Source organism: Kitasatospora sp. NPDC001309 (assembly GCF_042896295.1).
In the GTDB taxonomy this organism is placed as follows: Bacteria; Actinomycetota; Actinomycetes; order Streptomycetales; family Streptomycetaceae; genus Kitasatospora.
In genome coordinates this window covers 93,970-112,406 of the sequence record NZ_JBIAXC010000006.1, presented here as the reverse complement: position 1 = coordinate 112,406, position 18,437 = coordinate 93,970, and the positions used below count along the sequence as shown (strand labels likewise).

The 18,437-nt window shown below is 73.5% G+C and carries 16 protein-coding genes; 7 read left to right on the top strand and 9 right to left on the bottom strand.

The window, feature by feature from the left end; all coding sequences use genetic code 11:
* Positions 1-3: 3 nt before the first annotated feature.
* The 3 genes from ACFY2K_RS08400 to ACFY2K_RS08390 form a co-directional block, all read right to left on the bottom strand.
* Positions 4-474: a VOC family protein gene (locus tag ACFY2K_RS08400; RefSeq protein ID WP_380592967.1), complete on the bottom strand. Its 471-nt coding sequence runs from the start codon at positions 472-474 to the stop codon at positions 4-6.
* Positions 475-664: 190 nt separating this feature from the next.
* Positions 665-1,690 carry an XRE family transcriptional regulator gene (locus tag ACFY2K_RS08395; RefSeq protein WP_375891899.1) on the bottom strand — a complete coding sequence of 342 codons (1,026 nt, stop codon included), beginning with the start codon at positions 1,688-1,690 and terminating at the stop codon, positions 665-667.
* Positions 1,691-1,990: 300 nt separating this feature from the next.
* The gene (locus ACFY2K_RS08390) at positions 1,991-4,162 is read right to left on the bottom strand and encodes a protease pro-enzyme activation domain-containing protein (RefSeq protein ID WP_387710349.1); all 2,172 of its coding nucleotides are present in this window, start codon (positions 4,160-4,162) and stop codon (positions 1,991-1,993) included.
* A 259-nt stretch (positions 4,163-4,421) separates the two neighbouring features.
* Here ACFY2K_RS08390 and ACFY2K_RS08385 point away from each other — a divergent pair, with 259 nt between their 5' ends.
* On the top strand, positions 4,422-4,988 hold the full coding sequence (locus tag ACFY2K_RS08385) for a CGNR zinc finger domain-containing protein (RefSeq protein ID WP_375891903.1): 567 nt from the start codon (positions 4,422-4,424) through the stop codon (positions 4,986-4,988).
* A 238-nt stretch (positions 4,989-5,226) separates the two neighbouring features.
* On the opposite strand, the gene ACFY2K_RS08380 is transcribed toward ACFY2K_RS08385, so the two are convergent.
* The 3 genes from ACFY2K_RS08380 to ACFY2K_RS08370 all read right to left on the bottom strand — a co-directional run bounded on the left by ACFY2K_RS08380 (position 5,227) and on the right by ACFY2K_RS08370 (position 10,032).
* The gene (locus ACFY2K_RS08380) at positions 5,227-6,720 is read right to left on the bottom strand and encodes an FAD-dependent monooxygenase (RefSeq protein WP_375891905.1); all 1,494 of its coding nucleotides are present in this window, start codon (positions 6,718-6,720) and stop codon (positions 5,227-5,229) included.
* Between the two features lie 162 nt (positions 6,721-6,882).
* Positions 6,883-8,583, bottom strand: a complete 1,701-nt coding sequence (gene paaN / locus ACFY2K_RS08375) for a phenylacetic acid degradation protein PaaN (protein ID WP_375891907.1) — start codon at positions 8,581-8,583, stop codon at positions 6,883-6,885.
* Positions 8,584-8,754: 171 nt separating this feature from the next.
* Positions 8,755-10,032, bottom strand: a complete 1,278-nt coding sequence (locus tag ACFY2K_RS08370) for a glycosyltransferase family 39 protein (RefSeq protein ID WP_380592959.1) — start codon at positions 10,030-10,032, stop codon at positions 8,755-8,757.
* Between the two features lie 188 nt (positions 10,033-10,220).
* Between ACFY2K_RS08370 and ACFY2K_RS08365 the strand changes: the two genes are divergently transcribed.
* Positions 10,221-10,805 carry a TetR/AcrR family transcriptional regulator gene (locus ACFY2K_RS08365; RefSeq protein WP_375891910.1) on the top strand — a complete coding sequence of 195 codons (585 nt, stop codon included), beginning with the start codon at positions 10,221-10,223 and terminating at the stop codon, positions 10,803-10,805.
* Between the two features lie 15 nt (positions 10,806-10,820).
* Here ACFY2K_RS08365 and ACFY2K_RS08360 read toward each other — a convergent pair whose 3' ends face one another.
* Positions 10,821-11,282, bottom strand: a complete 462-nt coding sequence (locus ACFY2K_RS08360) for an Lrp/AsnC family transcriptional regulator (RefSeq protein WP_375891912.1) — start codon at positions 11,280-11,282, stop codon at positions 10,821-10,823.
* Positions 11,283-11,431: 149 nt separating this feature from the next.
* Between ACFY2K_RS08360 and pdhA the strand changes: the two genes are divergently transcribed.
* From pdhA to ACFY2K_RS08340, 4 genes are all read left to right on the top strand, one after another.
* Positions 11,432-12,571, top strand: coding sequence for a pyruvate dehydrogenase (acetyl-transferring) E1 component subunit alpha (gene pdhA / locus ACFY2K_RS08355; protein WP_375891913.1), 1,140 nt, complete (start codon positions 11,432-11,434; stop codon positions 12,569-12,571).
* Complete coding sequence (locus ACFY2K_RS08350) at positions 12,571-13,590, top strand: alpha-ketoacid dehydrogenase subunit beta (protein WP_380526137.1); 1,020 nt, start codon at positions 12,571-12,573, stop codon at positions 13,588-13,590. The genes pdhA and ACFY2K_RS08350 overlap by 1 nt, the downstream gene beginning before the upstream one ends.
* The gene (locus ACFY2K_RS08345; RefSeq protein ID WP_387710435.1) at positions 13,590-14,909 is read left to right on the top strand and encodes a dihydrolipoamide acetyltransferase family protein; all 1,320 of its coding nucleotides are present in this window, start codon (positions 13,590-13,592) and stop codon (positions 14,907-14,909) included. Before ACFY2K_RS08350 ends, ACFY2K_RS08345 begins: the two co-directional genes overlap by 1 nt.
* A gap of 219 nt (positions 14,910-15,128) precedes the next feature.
* On the top strand, positions 15,129-16,757 hold the full coding sequence (locus ACFY2K_RS08340; protein ID WP_387710345.1) for a globin domain-containing protein: 1,629 nt from the start codon (positions 15,129-15,131) through the stop codon (positions 16,755-16,757).
* Positions 16,758-16,803: 46 nt separating this feature from the next.
* Here ACFY2K_RS08340 and ACFY2K_RS08335 read toward each other — a convergent pair whose 3' ends face one another.
* A complete protein-coding gene (locus tag ACFY2K_RS08335) occupies positions 16,804-17,346 on the bottom strand; it encodes an NUDIX domain-containing protein (protein WP_375891918.1) in 543 nt (180 codons plus the stop codon).
* A 114-nt stretch (positions 17,347-17,460) separates the two neighbouring features.
* On the opposite strand from ACFY2K_RS08335, the gene ACFY2K_RS08330 reads away from it, so the two are divergent.
* Complete coding sequence (locus tag ACFY2K_RS08330) at positions 17,461-17,883, top strand: SsgA family sporulation/cell division regulator (RefSeq protein ID WP_375891919.1); 423 nt, start codon at positions 17,461-17,463, stop codon at positions 17,881-17,883.
* 141 nt (positions 17,884-18,024) lie between these two features.
* Here the strand turns inward: ACFY2K_RS08330 and ACFY2K_RS08325 are convergent, their stop codons facing one another.
* Complete coding sequence (locus ACFY2K_RS08325; protein ID WP_360242972.1) at positions 18,025-18,405, bottom strand: phage holin family protein; 381 nt, start codon at positions 18,403-18,405, stop codon at positions 18,025-18,027.
* Positions 18,406-18,437 lie beyond the last annotated feature (32 nt).

Below are 18,437 nucleotides of genomic sequence, written 5' to 3'. Positions count from 1 at the left end.
TGCCTAGAAGAAGCCGCAGGTCGGGGCGTCGGCGTGGGGGGCCTCGGCGGCGGTGTCGGCCAGCCCGGTGCGGGTGTAGACCTCCAGCCGGATGCCGTCCGGGTCCGTGAAGAAGACGCCGCCGGAGGCGGAGCCCTCGCTGTGCGGGACGACGCCGTCGTAGGCGAACTCGGCGCCCAGGGTGCGCAGCAGTTCCTCGGTGGCGCGGACCTCGTCGAGGTCCGCCACCTCGAAGGAGAGGTGGTGCAGGCCGGGGGTGGTGGTGGGGAAGGTGCCGGTGCTCTGCTGCCAGAGGGTGACCACCAGGCGGCCGTCGCGGCCGAGCAGGGCGTAGCGGCGTTCGGGGTCGGTGCCCCGGTGGGTGAGTTCGAGGCCGAGGACGGTCCGGTAGAAGTCGACCGAGCGGTCGAGGTCGGTGACGTTGAGGCCCACGTGGCCGGTCTGCAGGGTGCGGAGTGCGGTGGTGCCGGACATGCCTGGTCCCTCCCGGTGGGTTCCGGCGGGGCGACTGCCTAACCGGTACTAATGAGGTTATGGGTTAGATGATGGAGCGTCAACCGATGGAGTGGCTTGAAGGGGTCAGGTTTCCGGGAGGGGACGCGGAAGCCCCGCCGGACCTGGTGGTCCGACGGGGCTCCGGTGGGCTTCGGTGGTGCGGTGGTGCCTAGGGCCATTCCCAGCGGATGCCGATGTGGCCGGGCTGCTGGTCCGGGGCCAGGACGTGGGCGCTCGCCGAGGCGCCGATCCACAGTTGCTCGCGGCGGTGGTCGACGTCCGCGCCCGGCTCGCGGTCGTAGCGCTCGCAGTGCACCGGGACGGCCGCCGGGTCGAAGTGCACCTGGAGCACGTACTCGCGCACCGTGGTGGCGAAGCGGCGGCTGTACTCCATGGTCGGGCCGCCGGGCGGGATCTCCACCTCGTACTCGAAGACCGTGCTGTCGCCGAGCCCGAGCGGGCGGTCCAGCATCAGCTCGGCGACGGTCAGGCCGACCTCCGGGCGGCGGCGGACCCGGCCCAGCCGGCCGTGCCGCACCGAGGTGATCTCCGGGCAGCCGGTGGCCTCCTCGTCGGCCTTGTGCACGACCAGGCAGCGGCCGACGCCGCCGACGGTGGCGCGCACCACCTGGCGCATCCGCAGCAGGTTGGCGCGCCGCTCGGCGTCCACGTAGTACGAGTCGTGGATGCTGAGCCGCTCCAGCTCGCCGGCCGGCGGGGCGTCCAGTTCGGCGAAGATCTCGGCGATCTCCTGCTCGCCCGGCCAGACGTCCTCCAGTCCGAGGTGGAGGGTGTTGGCGGCGGCGGCCCAGCGGCCGCGCGGGCGGGGCGGGCCGAGCAGTGAGGAGAGCGCGCTGTGCGGCAGGCCGAGCAGTTCCTCCAGCAGGTGGACGGCGCGCAGCGAGCTGGCCCGTTCGGGCTGGCTGCGGCCGCGGCGCCAGTAACTGAGCGTTGTGACACTGACCCTGACGCCGCGTTGGGCGAGTGCGGCGCGGATCCGGTCCAGGCTGAGGCCGCTGGCCTCGATCGCCAGGTGCAGGGCGTCCGCGAAGCCGCCGGCCGGGGCCGGTCGGCCGGCGGACGGCGCCGGGGGCCCCGGGGTCGGGGCGGGCGCCTGGACGGGCGGGTCGGGGCGCTCCGTACGCGATCCGACCAGCCGCAGCCGCGCGGCGTCCTGAGGCTGCTGTGCGGCCATGCGGTGAACCTCCCCACCAGGTGGATTCGGTGGCACCGGACCGGCGCCGGGGCGCGCTGTGAGCGGCTTCACCGAGCTTTGGGGAACCCTATGCACCGTCGAGAGGCTACGTCATCAGTCGTGCGGATGACAGTGGTCACAGCAGGTGGACCGGATGGTTAGCGATCTTGAAACAGTTCGGAAACACGGCCGGAACGCGACGTCGGGAACGGTGCGGAACCGGGCGCAAACGGACACCGCCGGGGCGGGCCCTGACGGCGCCGCCCCGGCGGGGGTCTACGTGGTGCTACCGGCCGGTGATCACTTGACGTTCAGGGCGACGTCGTCGATCACGAAGCTGGTCTGGTTGGAGCCGTCCTCGGTGCCGGTGAACTTGAGGGTCACGCTACGGCCGGCGAAGGAGGTCAGGTCCACGGTCTGCTGCACGTAGCCGGCGGCCGCGTCCACGTTGGACCAGGTCTTCACGGTGGTGCCGTTCGCCTGGAGGGTCAGCGTGTCGTACGGGGTGGAGCCGGTCTCCGCGGTGTCGATGTGCAGCGCGAAGGTGAGGGTCGCCGAGGCGCAGCCGGCCGGGACGGTGACGGTCTGCGACAGGGTGTCGGTGTGGGCGCTGCCGTAGCCGTCCAGCCAGGCCTTCCAGCTGCCGGAGTGGGCCGGCTCGGAGGTGCCGTTGTCGACGACGCCCGAGGAGGTGCTCCACGGGGCGGCGGTGCCGGTCTCGAAGCCGCCGTTGCCGATCAGCTGGGCGGCGGTGCAGCCCCCGCCGGTCGGCGGGGTGGTGCCGCCGGTGCTGCCGCCGCCGAGCAGGGCGGTGGTCAGGGCGTCGGCGACCGGGGTGCCCCAGCCGGTGACCTGGTCGTAGCCGGTGCCGGCCGAGAAGTCCTGGTTGGCGCCGGTGGTCACGTCGTGGAAGGTGCTGCCGTAGCTGCTGCTGTTGGCGACCGCGTACAGCTTGGGGTTCGCCTCGCCGAGGGCGGGCTGCCCGGCGGCCTTGGCCTTCTGGTTGACCTGGGCGGCGTAGCCGGCCCACAGCGGCGCGGCCGCGCTGGTGCCGCCGTAGACGTTCCAGCCGCCGCCGGTGTAGATCGCGAAGCCGCTCTGCGGGTCGGCGTTGGAGGCGACGTCCGGGACGGTGCGCATGGTGCCGCCGATGCCGGTGCCGGTCTGCCAGCTCGGCTTGCCGAACACGGTGGAGACGCCGCCGCCGGCGGTGCTCCAGGCGCTCTCCGAGGAGTAGCCGTTGCCACCGGTGACCTGGAGGTTGGTGCCGCCGACGCCGGTCTGGTGCGGGCTGGAGGCCGGGAAGTCGACCGAGGTGACGCTCGCGCCGCTGGCGGAGCGGGTGCAGTCCTTGGAGCCGTCGTCGCCGGAGGCGGAGAAGACCGAGATGCCCTGGGCGGCGGCCTGCTTGAAGGCGTTGTCGACGGCGGTCATCGAGGAGGCGGTGGTGTCCGGCTCGCAGGTGCCCCAGGAGATCGAGATGACCGAGACCTTGTTGTCGGCCACGATCTTGTTGGCCATGTCGATCTCGCCCTGGTCGCTGTTCGGGGCCTCGTAGAGCAGCTGGGTGGCCTTGGGGGCCGCGCCGCGGACGATCTCGCTGTCCAGCTCGACCTCGCCCTCGCCCTGGCCGGGCGAGGAGTCGTAGTTCGCGCCGTCCACCGGAACGGTGGTGACGGCCGGGCCGGTCAGGCCGTACTGGGAGTCGTAGGTGGTCAGGTCCGAGGACTTGTAGCCGTCGAACTCCCAGAGGGCGACCGTGGTGCCGGTGCCGTCGGCGCCGGTCTTGTCCAGGTTGTACGCGCCCCGGTACTGGGCCGGGGCCATGCCCTTCGGGGTGGCGGTGGCGGCGTTCGGGGTCACCGAGTGCGGGGCGGCGATCCGGCCCTTGCGCACCGCGTGGTTGTCCAGGCCGCTCAGGCCCTGGACCACGGAGGCCAGTTCGGCGGGGATCGAGGCGGCGCCGTCGTTGGCGAAGAAGGTGCGCTGCTGCTGCGGGTCGAGGTACGAGCTCTCGTGGGTGCCGAAGGCCTGCGAGACCTGCGCGGCGGTGCCGTGGGCGTTGACCACCTGGCGGTTGGCGCTGACGTCGCCGACGGTCAGGCCCTGGGCGGTCAGGTAGGCCTTGACCTGGTCGACGGCCTGCTGGGTGGGCGCGTACCGCGCGCTGAACTGCTCCGGCGTCAGGTACGTGCCGTACTCCGGGGTGCCGGGGGTGGCGACGGCGGCGAGGAAGCGGTCCAGCCCGGCGGAGTCGCGCAGCTTGAGGCTGACGGCCACCGAGATCTGCTGCTCGGCCGGGACGTCACCCTTCTTCTCCGAGTGGGCCACCGCGGGGTTCACGGTGTTCGGCAGGGCGACGCGCGGGGCGGCGTGCGGGGTGGCGGCCTGTGCGGTGGCGACGCCGAGGGAGACGGCGGTCAGCGGCAGGACGGCTATCGCCGCGGCGATGGCGAGGGAACGGTGACGCAACGGATCCTCCTCCGGCCGGCTGTGGGGAGCCGGCAAGGGGCAAGGCGTCCCGAGGGGTTCAGGAACGCTGGCTAGAACATGTCAGAGCGGATCGGTGCGGTGGATCATGGTCCGGCAATTCGTTGCTAAAAAACAGTCAACTGTGGAGGGCCGGAAATCCGGGCGTTCCATACAGTGAATGGCCGCTGTTCCGGGAACGGTCCACACCAATTCCCGGTGCGGGAGCGGACGTAGAATCGGGCCGAGCCGAGGGAGAGCGATGACTGACCTGATGCCGGACCCGAGGGACCACCGACCGCTGACCGGCGAGCCGCTCGCCCTCGACCTGCTCAACACCCGCTGGTCCGGAACGCCCGTCAACGACGCGCTCACCGACGTGGAGCAGTACGGGATCTGGCTCTCCTCGAACGGGCTGACCGAGCGCTGCCCGGCCGACGCGGCCGGACTGGCGGCGATCCGGCAGACCCGCGAGGCGGTCCTGCTCGCGGCCCAGGACGCCCGCGAGCGGGGCGAGTTGGGCGAGCGGGCGCGGGCCGGGCTGGACGCGGTGCTGGCGCACGGACGGATCCGGCGGACGGCCGGGCCGGGCGGGGCCGAGGAGCGGGTCGAGGCCGACCGGCCGGAGTGGCTGGCACCCTGGCTGGCGGCCGACGACTTCCTCGCGCTGCTCGGACAGGGCGCCCACCGGGTGAAGCAGTGCGCACACGAGGCGTGCATTCTGCATTTCTTCGACGCCTCGCAGAACGGGCGCCGGCGGTGGTGCCGGATGGCGGTCTGCGGGAACCGGGCGAAGGCGGCGCGGCACTACGTGAAGGCGCGGGGTTAGGGCCTGTCCGGCGGATCTTGGCAGATCAGCGCGCGGCGTTGGGCGCCCGGCTGGGCGTGCGCCCGAGTCGGCCTCGTACTGGACGTACTTGGGCGATTCGGGCGTGCGTCCAGGCGGGATGCCCGGCGTCGCGCGCCTGGCAAGATCCGCCGGACAGGCCCTAACCGACGACCGAACGAAGGGTCGGCGGGGGCGGCGTCCGTGCCGCGCCCGCCGACCCTTCGTCGCGGTGCCCCGGTCAGTCCTCGGCGGGGGCGCCCAGCCAGTCCGCGAGGGCCTCGCGCAGCTCGCGCTGGCCGGGGTCCACGGCACCCCAGGCGACGTAGCCGTCCGGGCGGATCAGCAGCACGGTGTCGGCCAGCTTGCCGTGCGGGTCGGCCGGGGCGGCGCAGACCAGGCGGTCCGCCCAGGGCGCGGTGGCGGCCAGCTCGTCATTGCTCACCAGGACGAACTTCCCGGCGCGCAGCGCCTCGTAGAGCCGCTCGGGCCCGGCCGGCTCGCCGTCGGCGGGCTTGCTGAGGGAGGTCAGCCGGAGGTCGGGGACGCGCTTGCCGACCTGGGGGTGGGCGCCCTTGGGGGCGGGGTAGGCGATCTCGATGCCGGAGACCATCCGGGCGCCGCGCTCGGTGAGCAGGTCGAGGTGGCCGCCGATCGCGGTGAGCGCCCCGCGCAGGGCGCGGGTGGGGGCGGACTCGGCGAGGGCGATCCGGATCAGTGCGCCGGAGGTGCGCAGCACCGTCCTGCCGACCGGGTGCCGCTCGGCCTGGTAGGTGTCCAGCAGCGCGTCGGTGGCCCGGCCGCGGACGGCGGCGGCGAGCTTCCAGGAGAGGTTGGCGGCGTCCTGGAGGCCGGTGTTCATGCCCTGGCCGCCGGCCGGGGAGTGGCAGTGGGCGGCGTCGCCGGCCAGGAAGACCCGGCCGGAGCGGTAGTGGGGGGCCTGGCGCTCGTCGCTGTGGAAGGTGGAGCTCCAGCGCACGTCGTGCAGGCCGTAGTCCTCGCCCTGGGTGGCCTGGACGATCGCGGTGAGCTGCTCGGGGGTGGGGGTGGCGCCGTCGGCCTGCTGCTCGTTGCGGTCCCAGGCGATGACCCGGTACCAGCCGTCGCCGAACGGGGCGACGAAGGAGAAGCCGGCCTTGTTGGCGCCGACGGCGATCGCGTCGGCGGGCTCGCGCTCCAGCCGGACGTCGGCGAGCATCACGGAGTCGACCACGGACTCGCCGGGGAACTCGATGCCGAGCAGCTCGCGCACGGCGGAGCGGACGCCGTCGGTGCCGACCGCGTAGCGGGCCCGGTGGCTCTGCCCGTCGGCCGTCTCCAGGGTGACCGCCTCGGCGTCCTGGCGCAGCCCGGTGACCTCGGCGCCGCGCAGGATCACGGCGCCGGCCCGTTCGGCGCGCTCCTGGAGCACCCGCTCGACGTTGTACTGCGGGGTGATCAGGACGAACGGGAAGCGGCTGGGCAGCGTGCTGAGGTCGATGCCGACCTTGTTCAGCATCCTGAGCCCGCTGAGCGGGCGGCCGGTGGCGATCAGCTCGTCGGCCAGGCCCCGGGCGTCCAGCAGCTCCAGGGTGCGGGCGTGCACGGCGAAGGCCCGGGTGAGGTTGGACTCCGTGCCGCGCTTCTCCAGGACGGTGACGCCGACCCCGGCGGCGGCGAGGTCGCCGGCCAGCAGCAGTCCGGTCGGTCCGGCGCCGACGATGACGACATCGGTTTCGGTCGGCTTCACGGCCATGTATCAGCTCCCGTTGTTCGGAGGGCGGTTACGCCGTCCCCGGCGTTCTCCCAGCCTCCATCATCGCGGGCGCCGGTGGAGCTGTGAACCGCCGGTCCCCCGGTGGCGGGTGGCCGACCGGGGGACCGGGGGTGCGGGCGGGGGCGGGACGGCCCCGCCGGCTCAGCTGTGGCGGCGGATCTCCACGGTGCGGAACCGGTTGGCGACGAAGGCGCCGTCGCAGTACGCGGAGTTCGCGGCCGGGTTGGCGCCGGTGCCGTGGAGGTCGGAGAAGGCGGCGGTCTGGTTGGGGTAGACGCCGCCGGTGAGGTTGAGCGAGAGCGAGACGCCGGAGTCCAGCGCGGCCTCGACCAGCAGGGCCTCCACCTCGGGCGAGGTGGTGTAGCCGGAGGCCGTCATGGCGCCCTTCTCACGGACCGTGGTGCGCAGCAACTCCACGGCGGCGGGGGTGGATTCGACGGCGACGGCGAAGGAGACCGGGCCGAAGCACTCGGTGCGGAACACCGCGCGGTCGTCCGGCTTGTCGGCGTCGAGCTTGACCAGCGCCGGGGTGCGGACGGTCGCGCCGGGGAAGTCGGGCGAGACCACCGCGCGCGGGGCGAGGGCGAGTTCGCCGTACTCGCCGCCGGCCGCGGCGGCCGAGCGCTGGAGCACGCCCGGGTTGACCACGGCGCCGAGGATGGCGGCGGCGCGGGCGTCGTCGGAGAGCAGGCCCTCGATGGCGGCGGCGAGGTCGGTGACGACCTGGTCGTAGGACTTGTCGCCCTGGTCGGTGCCGATGCCGCCGCGCGGGATCAGCACGTTCTGCGGGGTGGTGCACATCTGGCCGCTGTACAGCGAGAGGGCGAAGGCCAGGTTGCCCAGCATGCCCTTGTAGTCGTCGGTGGAGTCGATGACGACCGCGTTGACGCCGGCCTTCTCGGTGTAGACCTGGGCCTGCTTGGCGTTCTCCTCCAGCCAGTCGCCGAAGGCGGTGGAGCCGGTGTAGTCGATCATCCGGATCTCGGGGCGGACCGCGAGGGTCGCGGCGACGGTGCCGCCCTCGTGCTCGGCGGCCAGGCAGACCAGGTTGGCGTCGAAGCCGGCCTCGGCGAGCACCTCGCGGGCGATCGCGACGGTCAGCGCGAGCGGCAGCACGGCCCGCGGGTGCGGCTTGACCAGCACCGGGTTGCCGGTGGCCAGCGAGGCGAACAGGCCCGGGTAGCCGTTCCAGGTGGGGAAGGTGTTGCAGCCGATCAGCAGCGCGAGGCCGCGCGGGACGACGGTGAAGTCCTTGGTCATCACCAGCGGCTCGCGCTTGCCCTGGGGCTTGGTCCAGCCGGCCTGCCGCGGCAGCCGGGTCTGCTCGGCGTACGCGTAGGCGACGGCCTCCAGGCCGCGGTCCTGGGCGTGCGGCCCGCCGGCCTGGAAGGCCATCCCGTAGGCCTGGCCGGTGGTGTGCATGACGGCCTGGGCGAACTCGTGGGAGCGGGCGTTGATCCGCCGCAGGATCTCCAGGCAGACGGCGGCGCGCTCCAGCGGGGAGGCGGCGGCCCACCCGGGCCGGGCGGCGTCGAGCGCGGCGACCAGGGCGTCCGGGCCGGCGTGCGGGTAGGTGATGCCCAGCTCGATGCCGTACGGCGAGACCTCGCCGCCGACCTGGTCGCCGTCGCCGGGGTGGCCGTCGAGGACGAAGGGCCGGCCGAGGAGGGCGTCGAAGGCGGCCTTGCCGTCGGCCGGGCCGCTCTCGCCGTAGGCCTTCGGGAACTCGGGGTAGGCGGACCAGTAGTCGCGCGTCGCGGCGGCGGCGAGCGCGGCGTCCAGGGTGGCCTGGTGGCGCTCGACCAGCTCGCCGACGAGGGGGTGGGTGACCGCTGCGGGCATCTGTGCGCTCCTCAGAGGGGAGGACGGGACACGTCACAGGGTAACCGAACGATCGGTCGGCTCAAGAGGGCGTGGGGGACGGATTCCGCCGGGAACGGGGAAGGGGCGGGTCCCGTAGGACACCGCCCCCGTGCGCTCGGGTGGACCGGTCGTGCGACCGGGTGGACCGGTCTACGGCACGCCCAGCTCGAAGATCACGAACCCGGCGTACCAGCCCGAGGCGATCGCACCCGTCCCCAGGACCGTCGCCAGCACCGGCCAGCTGAGTTTGCGCATCCCCACCGCCAGCGCGATGAACAGCGGGAACGCCGGCAGCAGGTAGCGCGAGACGTTGCCGAAGATGCCCAGGCTGCCGAGCACCGAGACGATCGTGGCCAGGGTGTAGGCGGTCAGCACCAGCGGCGGGCGCAGCCGGACCAGCAGCACGATCAGCACCGGCAGGCTGAACACGATCAGGGTGGCCAGCAGGTCCGGCACCGGGAACGCGAAGGGGTAGTCGCCCCGCCCCAGCAGCACGCCGCGGATCGCCTGCCAGGTGCCCTGGCCGCCGTCGAAGTAGTGCAGCCAGGCGTCGTGCTGGATCCGGAAGTAGCCGCCCCACTCGCCGGTCCGCCAGCCCACCCAGGCCACGTAGCCGAGCAGGCCCAGCGGGGCCAGCAGCATCGCCGCCAGCGGGCGCAGCACCCCGCTCTCCCGGCGGTACAGCTCGACCAGCGCGGCCAGGCCGACGGCGCCGATCAGCGCCGCCGAGGTCGGCCGGTTGAGCCCGGCGACCAGGGTGACCGCCCCGGCCGCGACCCACTGCTTGGTCATCGTGAAGTAGCAGGCCCAGGCGGCCAGCGCGACGAACAGCGAGTCCGAGTAGACGGCCCACTCGGCGCCCGAGCCGGGGGCGATCGCCCAGATCCCGGCCGCGATCACGCCCGCCCGGGGGCCGGACAGCTTCTCCACCACGGCGTAGATCCCGGCCGCCGCGAACAGCGAGGCCAGCACCGAGACCAGCATCCCGGCGCCGTACAGGCCGAGGCCGGTGACGTCCGAGGTGAGCCGCATCAGGCCGGGGTAGAGCGGGAAGAAGGCCGCCGAGTTCTGCTCGATGGTGAAGCCCGGCTGGCCGCCCGGGATCGGGACCAGCGCCGGGTGGTAGCCGAACTGGGCGACCTGCTGGTACCACCAGCCGTCCCAGCTGGCCAGCACGTCCCAGGGGTTGGTGCCGCCGCCGAAACGGGCCGGCTTCTTCGCGTAGTCGCCGGAGAAGGAGAGCAGCTTCATGAAGACGGTGAAGCCGACCAGCTTGAGCACGGCGTAGCACCACACGGCCGGTCCGAACCGCACCACCAGGGCCCGGGCGCGGTCCTGCCAGGTGGGGGTGACGCCCGCCGGGTCCTCGCCGCGCTGGTCGGGCACGTCCTCGGGCAGGTCGGAGGAGACTGCCGGTATTGCGTTCATCAGCTGCGGACCCCAGCCTGCTGGACGTGGACGATCGTCCGCAGATTCTAGGCGGTCCCCCCTCCGGATGGTGTGGACCAGCTCCGGCCGGTGTGGACCGGCTCCGGACGGTGCGGACCGGCTCCCTCCGGAGCGGACCGGCCGGACCCGATCGCGTACCCCGCCCGGCGGCCGGGGATACTCGGAGGATGGCCGATCACACCACGCGCACCGCCTACACCGTCGAGTCACTGCTCGCGGTGACCGTCGACGTGTTCAACGAGCGCGGATACGACGGCACGTCGATGGAGGACCTCTCCCGGGCGGCCGGGATCTCCAAGTCCTCGATCTACCACCACGTCCGCGGCAAGGAGGAGCTGCTGCGGCTGGCCGTCGGGCGGGCGCTGGACGGGCTGTTCGCGATCCTGGCCGAGCCGGAGGCGGTGGCGGGCCCGGCGGTGGAGCGGCTGGAGCACGTGGTGCGGCGCACCGCGGAGGTGCTGCTGGCGGAGCTGCCGTACGTGACGCTGCTGCTGCGGGTGCGCGGCAACACGGCCACCGAGCTGTGGGCGCTGGAGCGGCGGCGGGACTTCGACCACCAGGTGGCGGAGCTGGTGCGGGCGGCCGTCGCGGACGGCTCGCTGCGCGGGGACGTGGAGCCGCGGCTGGCCACCCGGCTGCTGTTCGGGATGATCAACTCGATCGTGGAGTGGTACCGGCCGGGGTTGAAGGCGGCCGACGGGGTCGCGGACGCCGTGGTGCACCTGGCCTTCGACGGGCTGCGGGCGCGCTGACCCGCCGGACAGGCCCTAGTCGGGGGGCACCTGGTCGGTCTCCTCGAACACCAGCATGGTTTGTGTACCGAGCACCTGCGGGATGGACTGGATCCGGTTGAGGACCAGGTCCCGCAGGGCGTGGTTGTCGGCGGTGTGCACCAGCAGCAGGACGTCGAAGTCCCCGCCGACCAGGGCGATGTGGGCGACCCCGGGCAGCGCCAGCAGCTGCTCGCGCACGGTGCGCCAGGAGTTCTGGACGATTTTCAGGGTGATGTACGCGGACGCGCCCTGACCTGCCCGTTCGTGGTCCACCCGGGCGGTGAAGCCGCGGATGATGCCGTCCTCGACCATCCTGGAGATCCGGGCGTAGGCGTTCGCCCGGGACACGTGCACCCGCTCGGCCACCGAGCGGATCGAGGCTCGACCGTCCTGCTGCAGCAGCCGCAGGATCGCCCGGTCGACCCGGTCGAGTCTGGACATCTGTTCAGCCGACATGACCCCCCACCCTCGCCGATTGGACACACTGCCACCAGTCGACCGCCGCTCGGGCCGAATGTCCACCACCTTGTCACGCTTCTGGTCAAGATGAACAGACGACCGAACAATCGGTAGGGAGCCCCCGCCACCCCTGGAGGTGCCCCGAGATGACCGTTCTCGACCACAGACACCACACCGGTGTGCCCGGCTGGATGCCCGGGGCCACCGCTCCGCGCACGGATCCGGCCCCCCTTCTCCCGGACGTCTCCCCCGTCCGGGTGCTCGGCACCCCCGCGTTGGAGAAGCAGGACCCGGCGCTGCTGCGCGAGCTCTACCGGCGACTCGTCGTCGGCCGGCGCTACAACCAGCAGGCCACCACCCTGACCAAGCAGGGCCGCCTCGCCGTCTACCCGGCCTCCACCGGGCAGGAGGCCTGCCAGGTCGCCGCCGCCCTGGTGCTCGGCGAACGCGACTGGCTGTTCCCCAGCTACCGCGACACCCTCGCCGTGGTCTCCCGCGGGGTCGACCCGCTGGAGGCGCTGACCCTGCTGCGCGGCAACGCCCACACCGGCTACGACCCCCGCGCCAGCCGGACCGCCCCGCTCTGCACCCCGCTCGGCACCCAGGCCCCGCACGCCGTCGGACTGGCGCACGCCGCCCGGCTGCGCGGCGAACCGGTGGTCGCGCTGGCCATGCTCGGCGACGGCGGCACCAGCGAGGGCGACTTCCACGAGGCGCTGAACTTCGCCGCCGTGCTGCGGGCGCCGGTCGTCTTCCTGGTGCAGAACAACGGCTACGCGATCTCCGTCCCGCTCAGCGCGCAGTCCGCCGCACCCAGCCTCGCCCACAAGGCGGTCGGCTACGGCATGCCAGGGCGGCTGGTCGACGGCAACGACGCGCCCGCCGTGCACGCGGTGCTCGGCGAGGCCGTCGAGCGGGCCCGGGCCGGCGGGGGCCCGACCCTGATCGAGGCCCTCACCTACCGGATCGAGGCCCACACCAACGCCGACGACGCCACCCGCTACCGCACCGAACCCGAGGTGGAGGCCTGGCGGGAGCACGACCCGATCCTGCTGCTGGACCGCGCACTGCGCGGACTCGGCGTCCTGGACGACGGGCTGGTGCAGGACGCCGCCGACGAGGCGGAGGCGCTGGCGGCCCGGATGCGGGCCGAGTTCCACGCCGACCCGGAGCTCGACCCGATGGCCCTGTTCACCCATGTCTACGCCGAGCCGACCCCGCAACTGCGCGAGCAGGCAGCCCAGTTGGCCGCCGAGCTGGCCGCCGAAGCCGAGGTGCAGCACTGATGTCCACCGCTGTTTCCGCCCCTGCCGCCGGTACCGCCCGCACGGCGTCGATGGCGCAGGCGCTCAACTCCGCGCTGCGGGACGCCCTGCGCGAGGACCCCACCGTGCACGTGCTCGGCGAGGACGTCGGCGCGCTCGGCGGGGTCTTCCGGATCACCGACGGGCTCACCGCCGAGTTCGGCCCCGACCGCTGCCTGGACACCCCGCTCGCCGAGGCCGGCATCCTCGGCACCGCGATCGGCATGGCGATGTACGGGCTGCGCCCGGTGGTCGAGATGCAGTTCGACGCCTTCGCCTACCCGGCGCTGGAGCAGCTGTTCTCGCACGTCGCCAAGATGCGCAACCGCACCGGCGGCAAGCTCCCGTTGCCGATCACCGTACGCATCCCGTACGGCGGCGGCATCGGCGGCGTCGAGCACCACAGCGACGCTTCCGAGGCGTACTACACCAGCACCCCCGGCCTGCACGTGGTCACCCCCGGGACGGTCGGCGACGCCTACGGGCTGCTGCGCGCCTCGATCGCCTCCGACGACCCGGTGGTCTTCCTGGAGCCCAAGCGGCTCTACTGGGGCAAGGACGGGTTCGACCCGGCCGCGCCGGTCGAGCCGATCGGCCGGGCCGCGCTGCGCCGCACCGGCACCTCCGCGGTGCTGATCACCTACGGGCCCTCGCTGCCGGTCTGCCTGGAGGCGGCCGAGGCCGCGCAGGCGGAGGGCTGGGACCTCGCGGTGCTCGACCTGCGCACCCTGGTGCCCTTCGACGACGAGACGGTCACCCGGGTGGTGCGCTCGATCGGCCGGGCCGTGGTGGTGCACGAGGCCAGCGGCTTCGGCGGCACCGGCGCGGAGATCGCCGCCCGGGTCACCGAGCGCTGCTTCCACCACCTGGCCGCGCCCGTGCTGCGGGTCACCGGCTTCGACATCCCGTACCCGCCGCCGATGCTGGAGCACCACCACCTACCCGGGGTGGACCGGATCCTGGACGCGGTCGCCCGGCTGCAGTGGGAGGACCGAGGATGATGCCCGTCGTACGGGAGTTCCGGCTGCCCGACCTCGGTGAGGGACTCACCGGGGCTGAGGTGGTGCGCTGGATGGTCGAGGTCGGCGAGGTGATCGCCGTCGACCAGCCGGTGGTGGAGGTGGAGACGGCCAAGGCCGTGGTGGAGGTGCCCTGCCCGTACGGCGGGGTGGTCACCGCGCGGTACGGCGCGGAGGGCGAGGAGATCGCCGTGGGCGCGCCGCTGGTGACGGTCGCGGTGGCGTCGCCGGCGGGTGTGGGCGAGGAGCTCGCCGCTGCCGGTGTCGTTGCCGCTGTCGCCGAGGTCGAGCGGCCGTTGGTCGGGTACGGGGTGCTCGAGAGCAAGGGCGGGCGGCGGCGCCGGGTCGGTGCGGTTGCTCCCGCTGCTCCCGTTGCTGCGGCTGCGGCTGCGGCTGTGGTGGCGCCGGTGGTGCTGGTGGCTCCGGTCGTGGTGCCGGTGATCTCGCCGTTGGTGCGGCGGCTGGCCCGGGAGCAGGGGGTCGATCTGACCGCGCTCGCCGGGAGCGGGCCGGACGGCCTGATCATGCGGGCGGACGTCGAACGCGCGGTCGCGGCCAAGGCGGCCGGCCCGGTGGCCGCTGCGGCGGTCGCCCCGCCCGTACCGGCCGGGCCGGACACGGTCGTCCCGCTGCGCGGGCTGCGCAAGGCGGTGGCCGAGAAGCTCGGCCGCAGCCACCGGGAGATCCCGGCCGCGACCTGCTGGGTGGATGCGGACGCCACCGAACTGATGGCACTGCGGCGGCAGTTGAACGCCGCCCCGGGCCCGAAGGTGAGCGTGCTGGCGCTGCTGGCCCGGATCTGCACGGTCGCGCTGGCCCGCTTCCCCGAGCTCAACTCCAGTGTGACGGAGGACGGTTCGGGCATCGTGCGGCACTCGGCGGTGCACCTGGGCTTCGCCGCCCAGGGCGAACGCGGACTGGTCGTCCCGGTGGTCCGGGACGCGCACACCCGCAGCACCGAGCAACTCGGCGAGGAGCTGGGACGGTTGACCGGGGCGGCGCGCGCCGGGTCGCTGACCTTGGCCGAACTGACCGGTGGCACCTTCACGTTGAACAACTACGGGGTGTTCGGGGTGGACGGGTCCACCCCGATCCTCAACCACCCGGAGGCGGCGATGCTCGGGGTCGGCCGGATCGTGGCCAAACCCTGGGTGCACGGCGGGGAGTTGGCGGTGCGCGAGGTGACGCAGCTGTCCTTCACCTTCGACCACCGGGTCTGCGACGGCGGGACGGCGGGCGGGTTCCTGCGGTTCGTGGCGGACTGCGTCGAGCAACCCGGGATGCTGCTGCGGCAGCTGTGAGCAGGGCGGGGTCGCCCTGGGTGTGCTGCTCGGCACTCAGGGCGACCACCGATCGTGTGAGAGTAGCGCGTTCCCCGGCCGGGTGTCCGGGCTTCCCGCGATTTGTCGGATGAGCAGTTCGGGCGTGCCACGCTGCCTAGGCGTCAGCAGAGACAAGCCAGGTGGTGGCGCAGGCCGGCCGGAGGCGAAACGATTCTCTTGGTTACTCGAAACGTAGCGGTGAAGTCCCGCAGAACACTTCTGATCCGCACCGGGCACGGCTCGGCGGGGGCCGCCTCCGTCCCGGGCCTGCCGGAGGCGGAGCCCGCGCGGCCGCCGATGCCGCTGGACCCGCCCGACCTGCCGCCCGCGCCGGTGGCGGAGCCCGTGCCGCTGGTGGAGCCGGTCGCTGTGGCGGAGTCCGCGTCGGTGGCGGCCCCGGTGCGGACCGGGCCGGTCGTGCCGCCGCCGCCCACCGAGCCGCCGATCGTCCCCGCGCCGAGCTACCCGGAGACGTCGTCGACCACCGGGACCGCCCCCGCCTTCCAGTCCCTGTTCGTCGACGCTCCCAGCCTCAACTGGGCCGGGCCGGGCGACAGTTGGAGCGACGCCTGGGCGGTCCAGCACCAGCCTCCGTCCCAGCTCCAGCCCCAGCCCCAGGCCCTGGCCGCCGCCGCGCCCGTTCCCGCCGTCGGTGTCGGTGTCGGTGTCGGTGTCGACCCGACCGAACTCCCGCTCACCGCCCAGGACATCGCACTGATCCGGGACAGCCTCGCGCTCGTCGAACCGGTCGCCGACCGGGCCACCGCGCACTTCTACGCCCTGCTCTTCCTGCAGCACCCCGAGGTCCGCCCGCTCTTCCCCGCCGCCATGGACGTCCAGCGCGACCGGCTGTTCCGCGCCCTGCTGGCCGCCGCCCGCGGCGCCGAGGACCCGGTCGCGCTGCGCACCCGGCTGAGCGAACTGGGCCGCGGCCACCGCCGTTACGGCACCCTGACCGGCCACTACGCCCCGGTGGGGGAGTGCCTGGTGCAGGCGCTGGCCCGGTACGCGGGCGGCCGCTGGGACGCGGCGACGGAACTGGCCTGGCGCCGCGCCTACCGGCTGATCTCCACGATCATGATCGAGGCCGCCGAGGAGGCCGCCCGCACCTCGCCGCCGTGGTGGCAGGGCGAGGTGGTGCGGCACGAGCAGCGCACCCGGGACGTCGCGGTGCTCACCGTCCGCCCCGACCAGGCGTACCCGTTCCGGGCCGGCCAGTACTGCAGCCTGGAGACGCCCTGGTGGCCGCGGGTCTGGCGGCACTACTCCTTCGCCTCCGCCCCCCGCCCGGACGGGCTGCTGGTCTTCCACGTCAAGGCCGTCCAGGCGGGCTGGGTGAGCAACGCGCTGGTGCGCCGGGCCGCCCCCGGGGACGTGCTGCGGCTGGGCCCGGCAGCCGGCGGGATGACCGTCGACCACGCCTCCGGTCCCGATCTGCTCTGCCTCGGCGGCGGCACCGGCATCGCGCCGATCCGCGCCCTGGTCGAGGAGGCGGCCGAGCACGGCGCCTCCGGCCGCAGCGTCGAGGTGTTCTACGGGGCCCGCAGCGCCGCCGAGTTGTACGACCTGGACGGGCTGCGCGAGCTGGCCGGGCGGCTGCCCTGGCTGACGGTGCGGCCGGTGCTGTCCGGCACCGGCCCGGCCGGGGGTGCGCTGACCGGTGAACTTCCCGAGGTGGTGGGCCGGTTCGGCCCGTGGGACGGTCGGGAGGCGGTGCTCAGCGGCCCGCCCGCGATGGTCCGGCGCGGGGTCGGGGTGCTGCTGCGGGCGGGGCTGCCGGCCGAGCGGATCCGGCACGACCTGGTCGGCGAACTGGCGGCCGGGTAGCGCCGGGCCGGTGTCGGGGACCGGCCCCGGCGACCGGCCCCGGGGCTCAGCCGAGGTCGGGCGCGAGGAGCGCGCGGATGCCCTCGATGTTGGCCGCGAGGTACGCCCGGAGCCGGGGCGGGACGACGTTCACCGAGGTCACGCCCTCGCGGGTGAACGGCAGCCGGACCACCTCGTACTCGCCGTTCGGGTCCGTCACCTCGGGCCCGTGCCGTCGGCTGAGGTCCATCGAGGCCAGCCGGCAGACGAAGAAGTGCTGCACCTTGACCCCGTGCGGGTGCAGCGGGGTGCCGTCGTCGTGGTGGGTGTGGCTGATGGTGTCGACGAAGGCGGGCACCACGTCCACGACCTTGCCGCCCAGTTCCTCGTCCACCTCGCGGTGCAGCGCCTCGACCACGGTGCGGTCCTCGCGCTCGACGCCGCCGCCCGGGGTGATCCAGTACGGGTGCGGCGCCCCGGGCCGGACCCGCCGGATCAGCACGATCGAGGCCGGACCGTGCGGATCGTCCGGGTCCAGCTCCAGCAGGATCGCCCGCGCGGTCCGTTTGACCACCGGGCGCGGCGGCGGGGTTCGGTTGTCGGGGCCCATGGTGACCTCCGGGGCTGGAGCGTTGTGCGTGAGTCTCCCCGCGGAGGGAAACGGTCGAAACCCCGGGAAAGGGTCGAAACACCGGCAGAAGAGCAGAAGAGAGGTACCGGCGCCATGCAGCACAGCACTGTCCAGGGACACCTGGCGATGAACCTCGTGGTCTCGCCCGAGCTGTCCTTCCGCACCGTGGTGGACCTCGCGTACGAGGCGGGCGATCCCTACGCGGTCCGGTTCACCTTCCACCTGCCCGGTGACGCCCCGGTCACCTGGGTGTTCGCGCGCGAGCTGCTGCTGGACGGCCTCGGCGGCCCGTCCGGCGAGGGCGACGTGCGCGTCCGGCCGCTCGGCGGGGAGCCCGCCGAGGTCCGCATCGCGCTGTGCTCCCCCAACGGGCACGCCGTGCTGCACGCCCCGGCGGCGCCGCTGACCGCCTTCCTGGCGCGGGCGGACCGGCTGGTGCCGGTGGGCGGGGAGTCCATCGGGAAGGAGCTGGACGCCGAGCTCGCGGACATCCTGCGGGGGTGCGACGCGGGGTGAGCGGGTCGTGCCGGGTGCTCGGTGCGCCCCGGGGGCGACGGCCGGGGACCCCCGGGGACGACGAAGGGGCCCGTACCCGGTGGACCACCCACCCGGGCACGGGCCCCTTCCACGGCCGCGTGCGACACCGCGCACGACGGATCAGTCGTCGTCCAGGGCCAGGTGCAGACCCCAGGAGACCAGGCTGATGATCAGTGAACCGACCAGCGCGGAGCCGAAGGTGGACACGTGGAAGTCCAACTCCAGCTTGGTGGAGGCCCACGAGGTGAGCAGCAGCATCAGGGCGTTGATCACGAAGGTGATCAGGCCCAGCGTGAGGATGAACAACGGGAACGAGAACAGCTTCACGACCGGCTTGATCAGCCAGTTGATGAGGCCGAAGACGACGGCGACGCCGAGCACCGTCAGCGTCTTGTGCTGCCAGTCGGCCTTGCCCTCGGCGAGTTGGATGCCGCTGACGATCCAGGCGGCGACCCAGATGGCCGCCGCGTTGATCAGTGTCTTGATGACGAAACCCTTCATGCCGCCCAAGCCTGACAGGCGGCCCGCTCCGG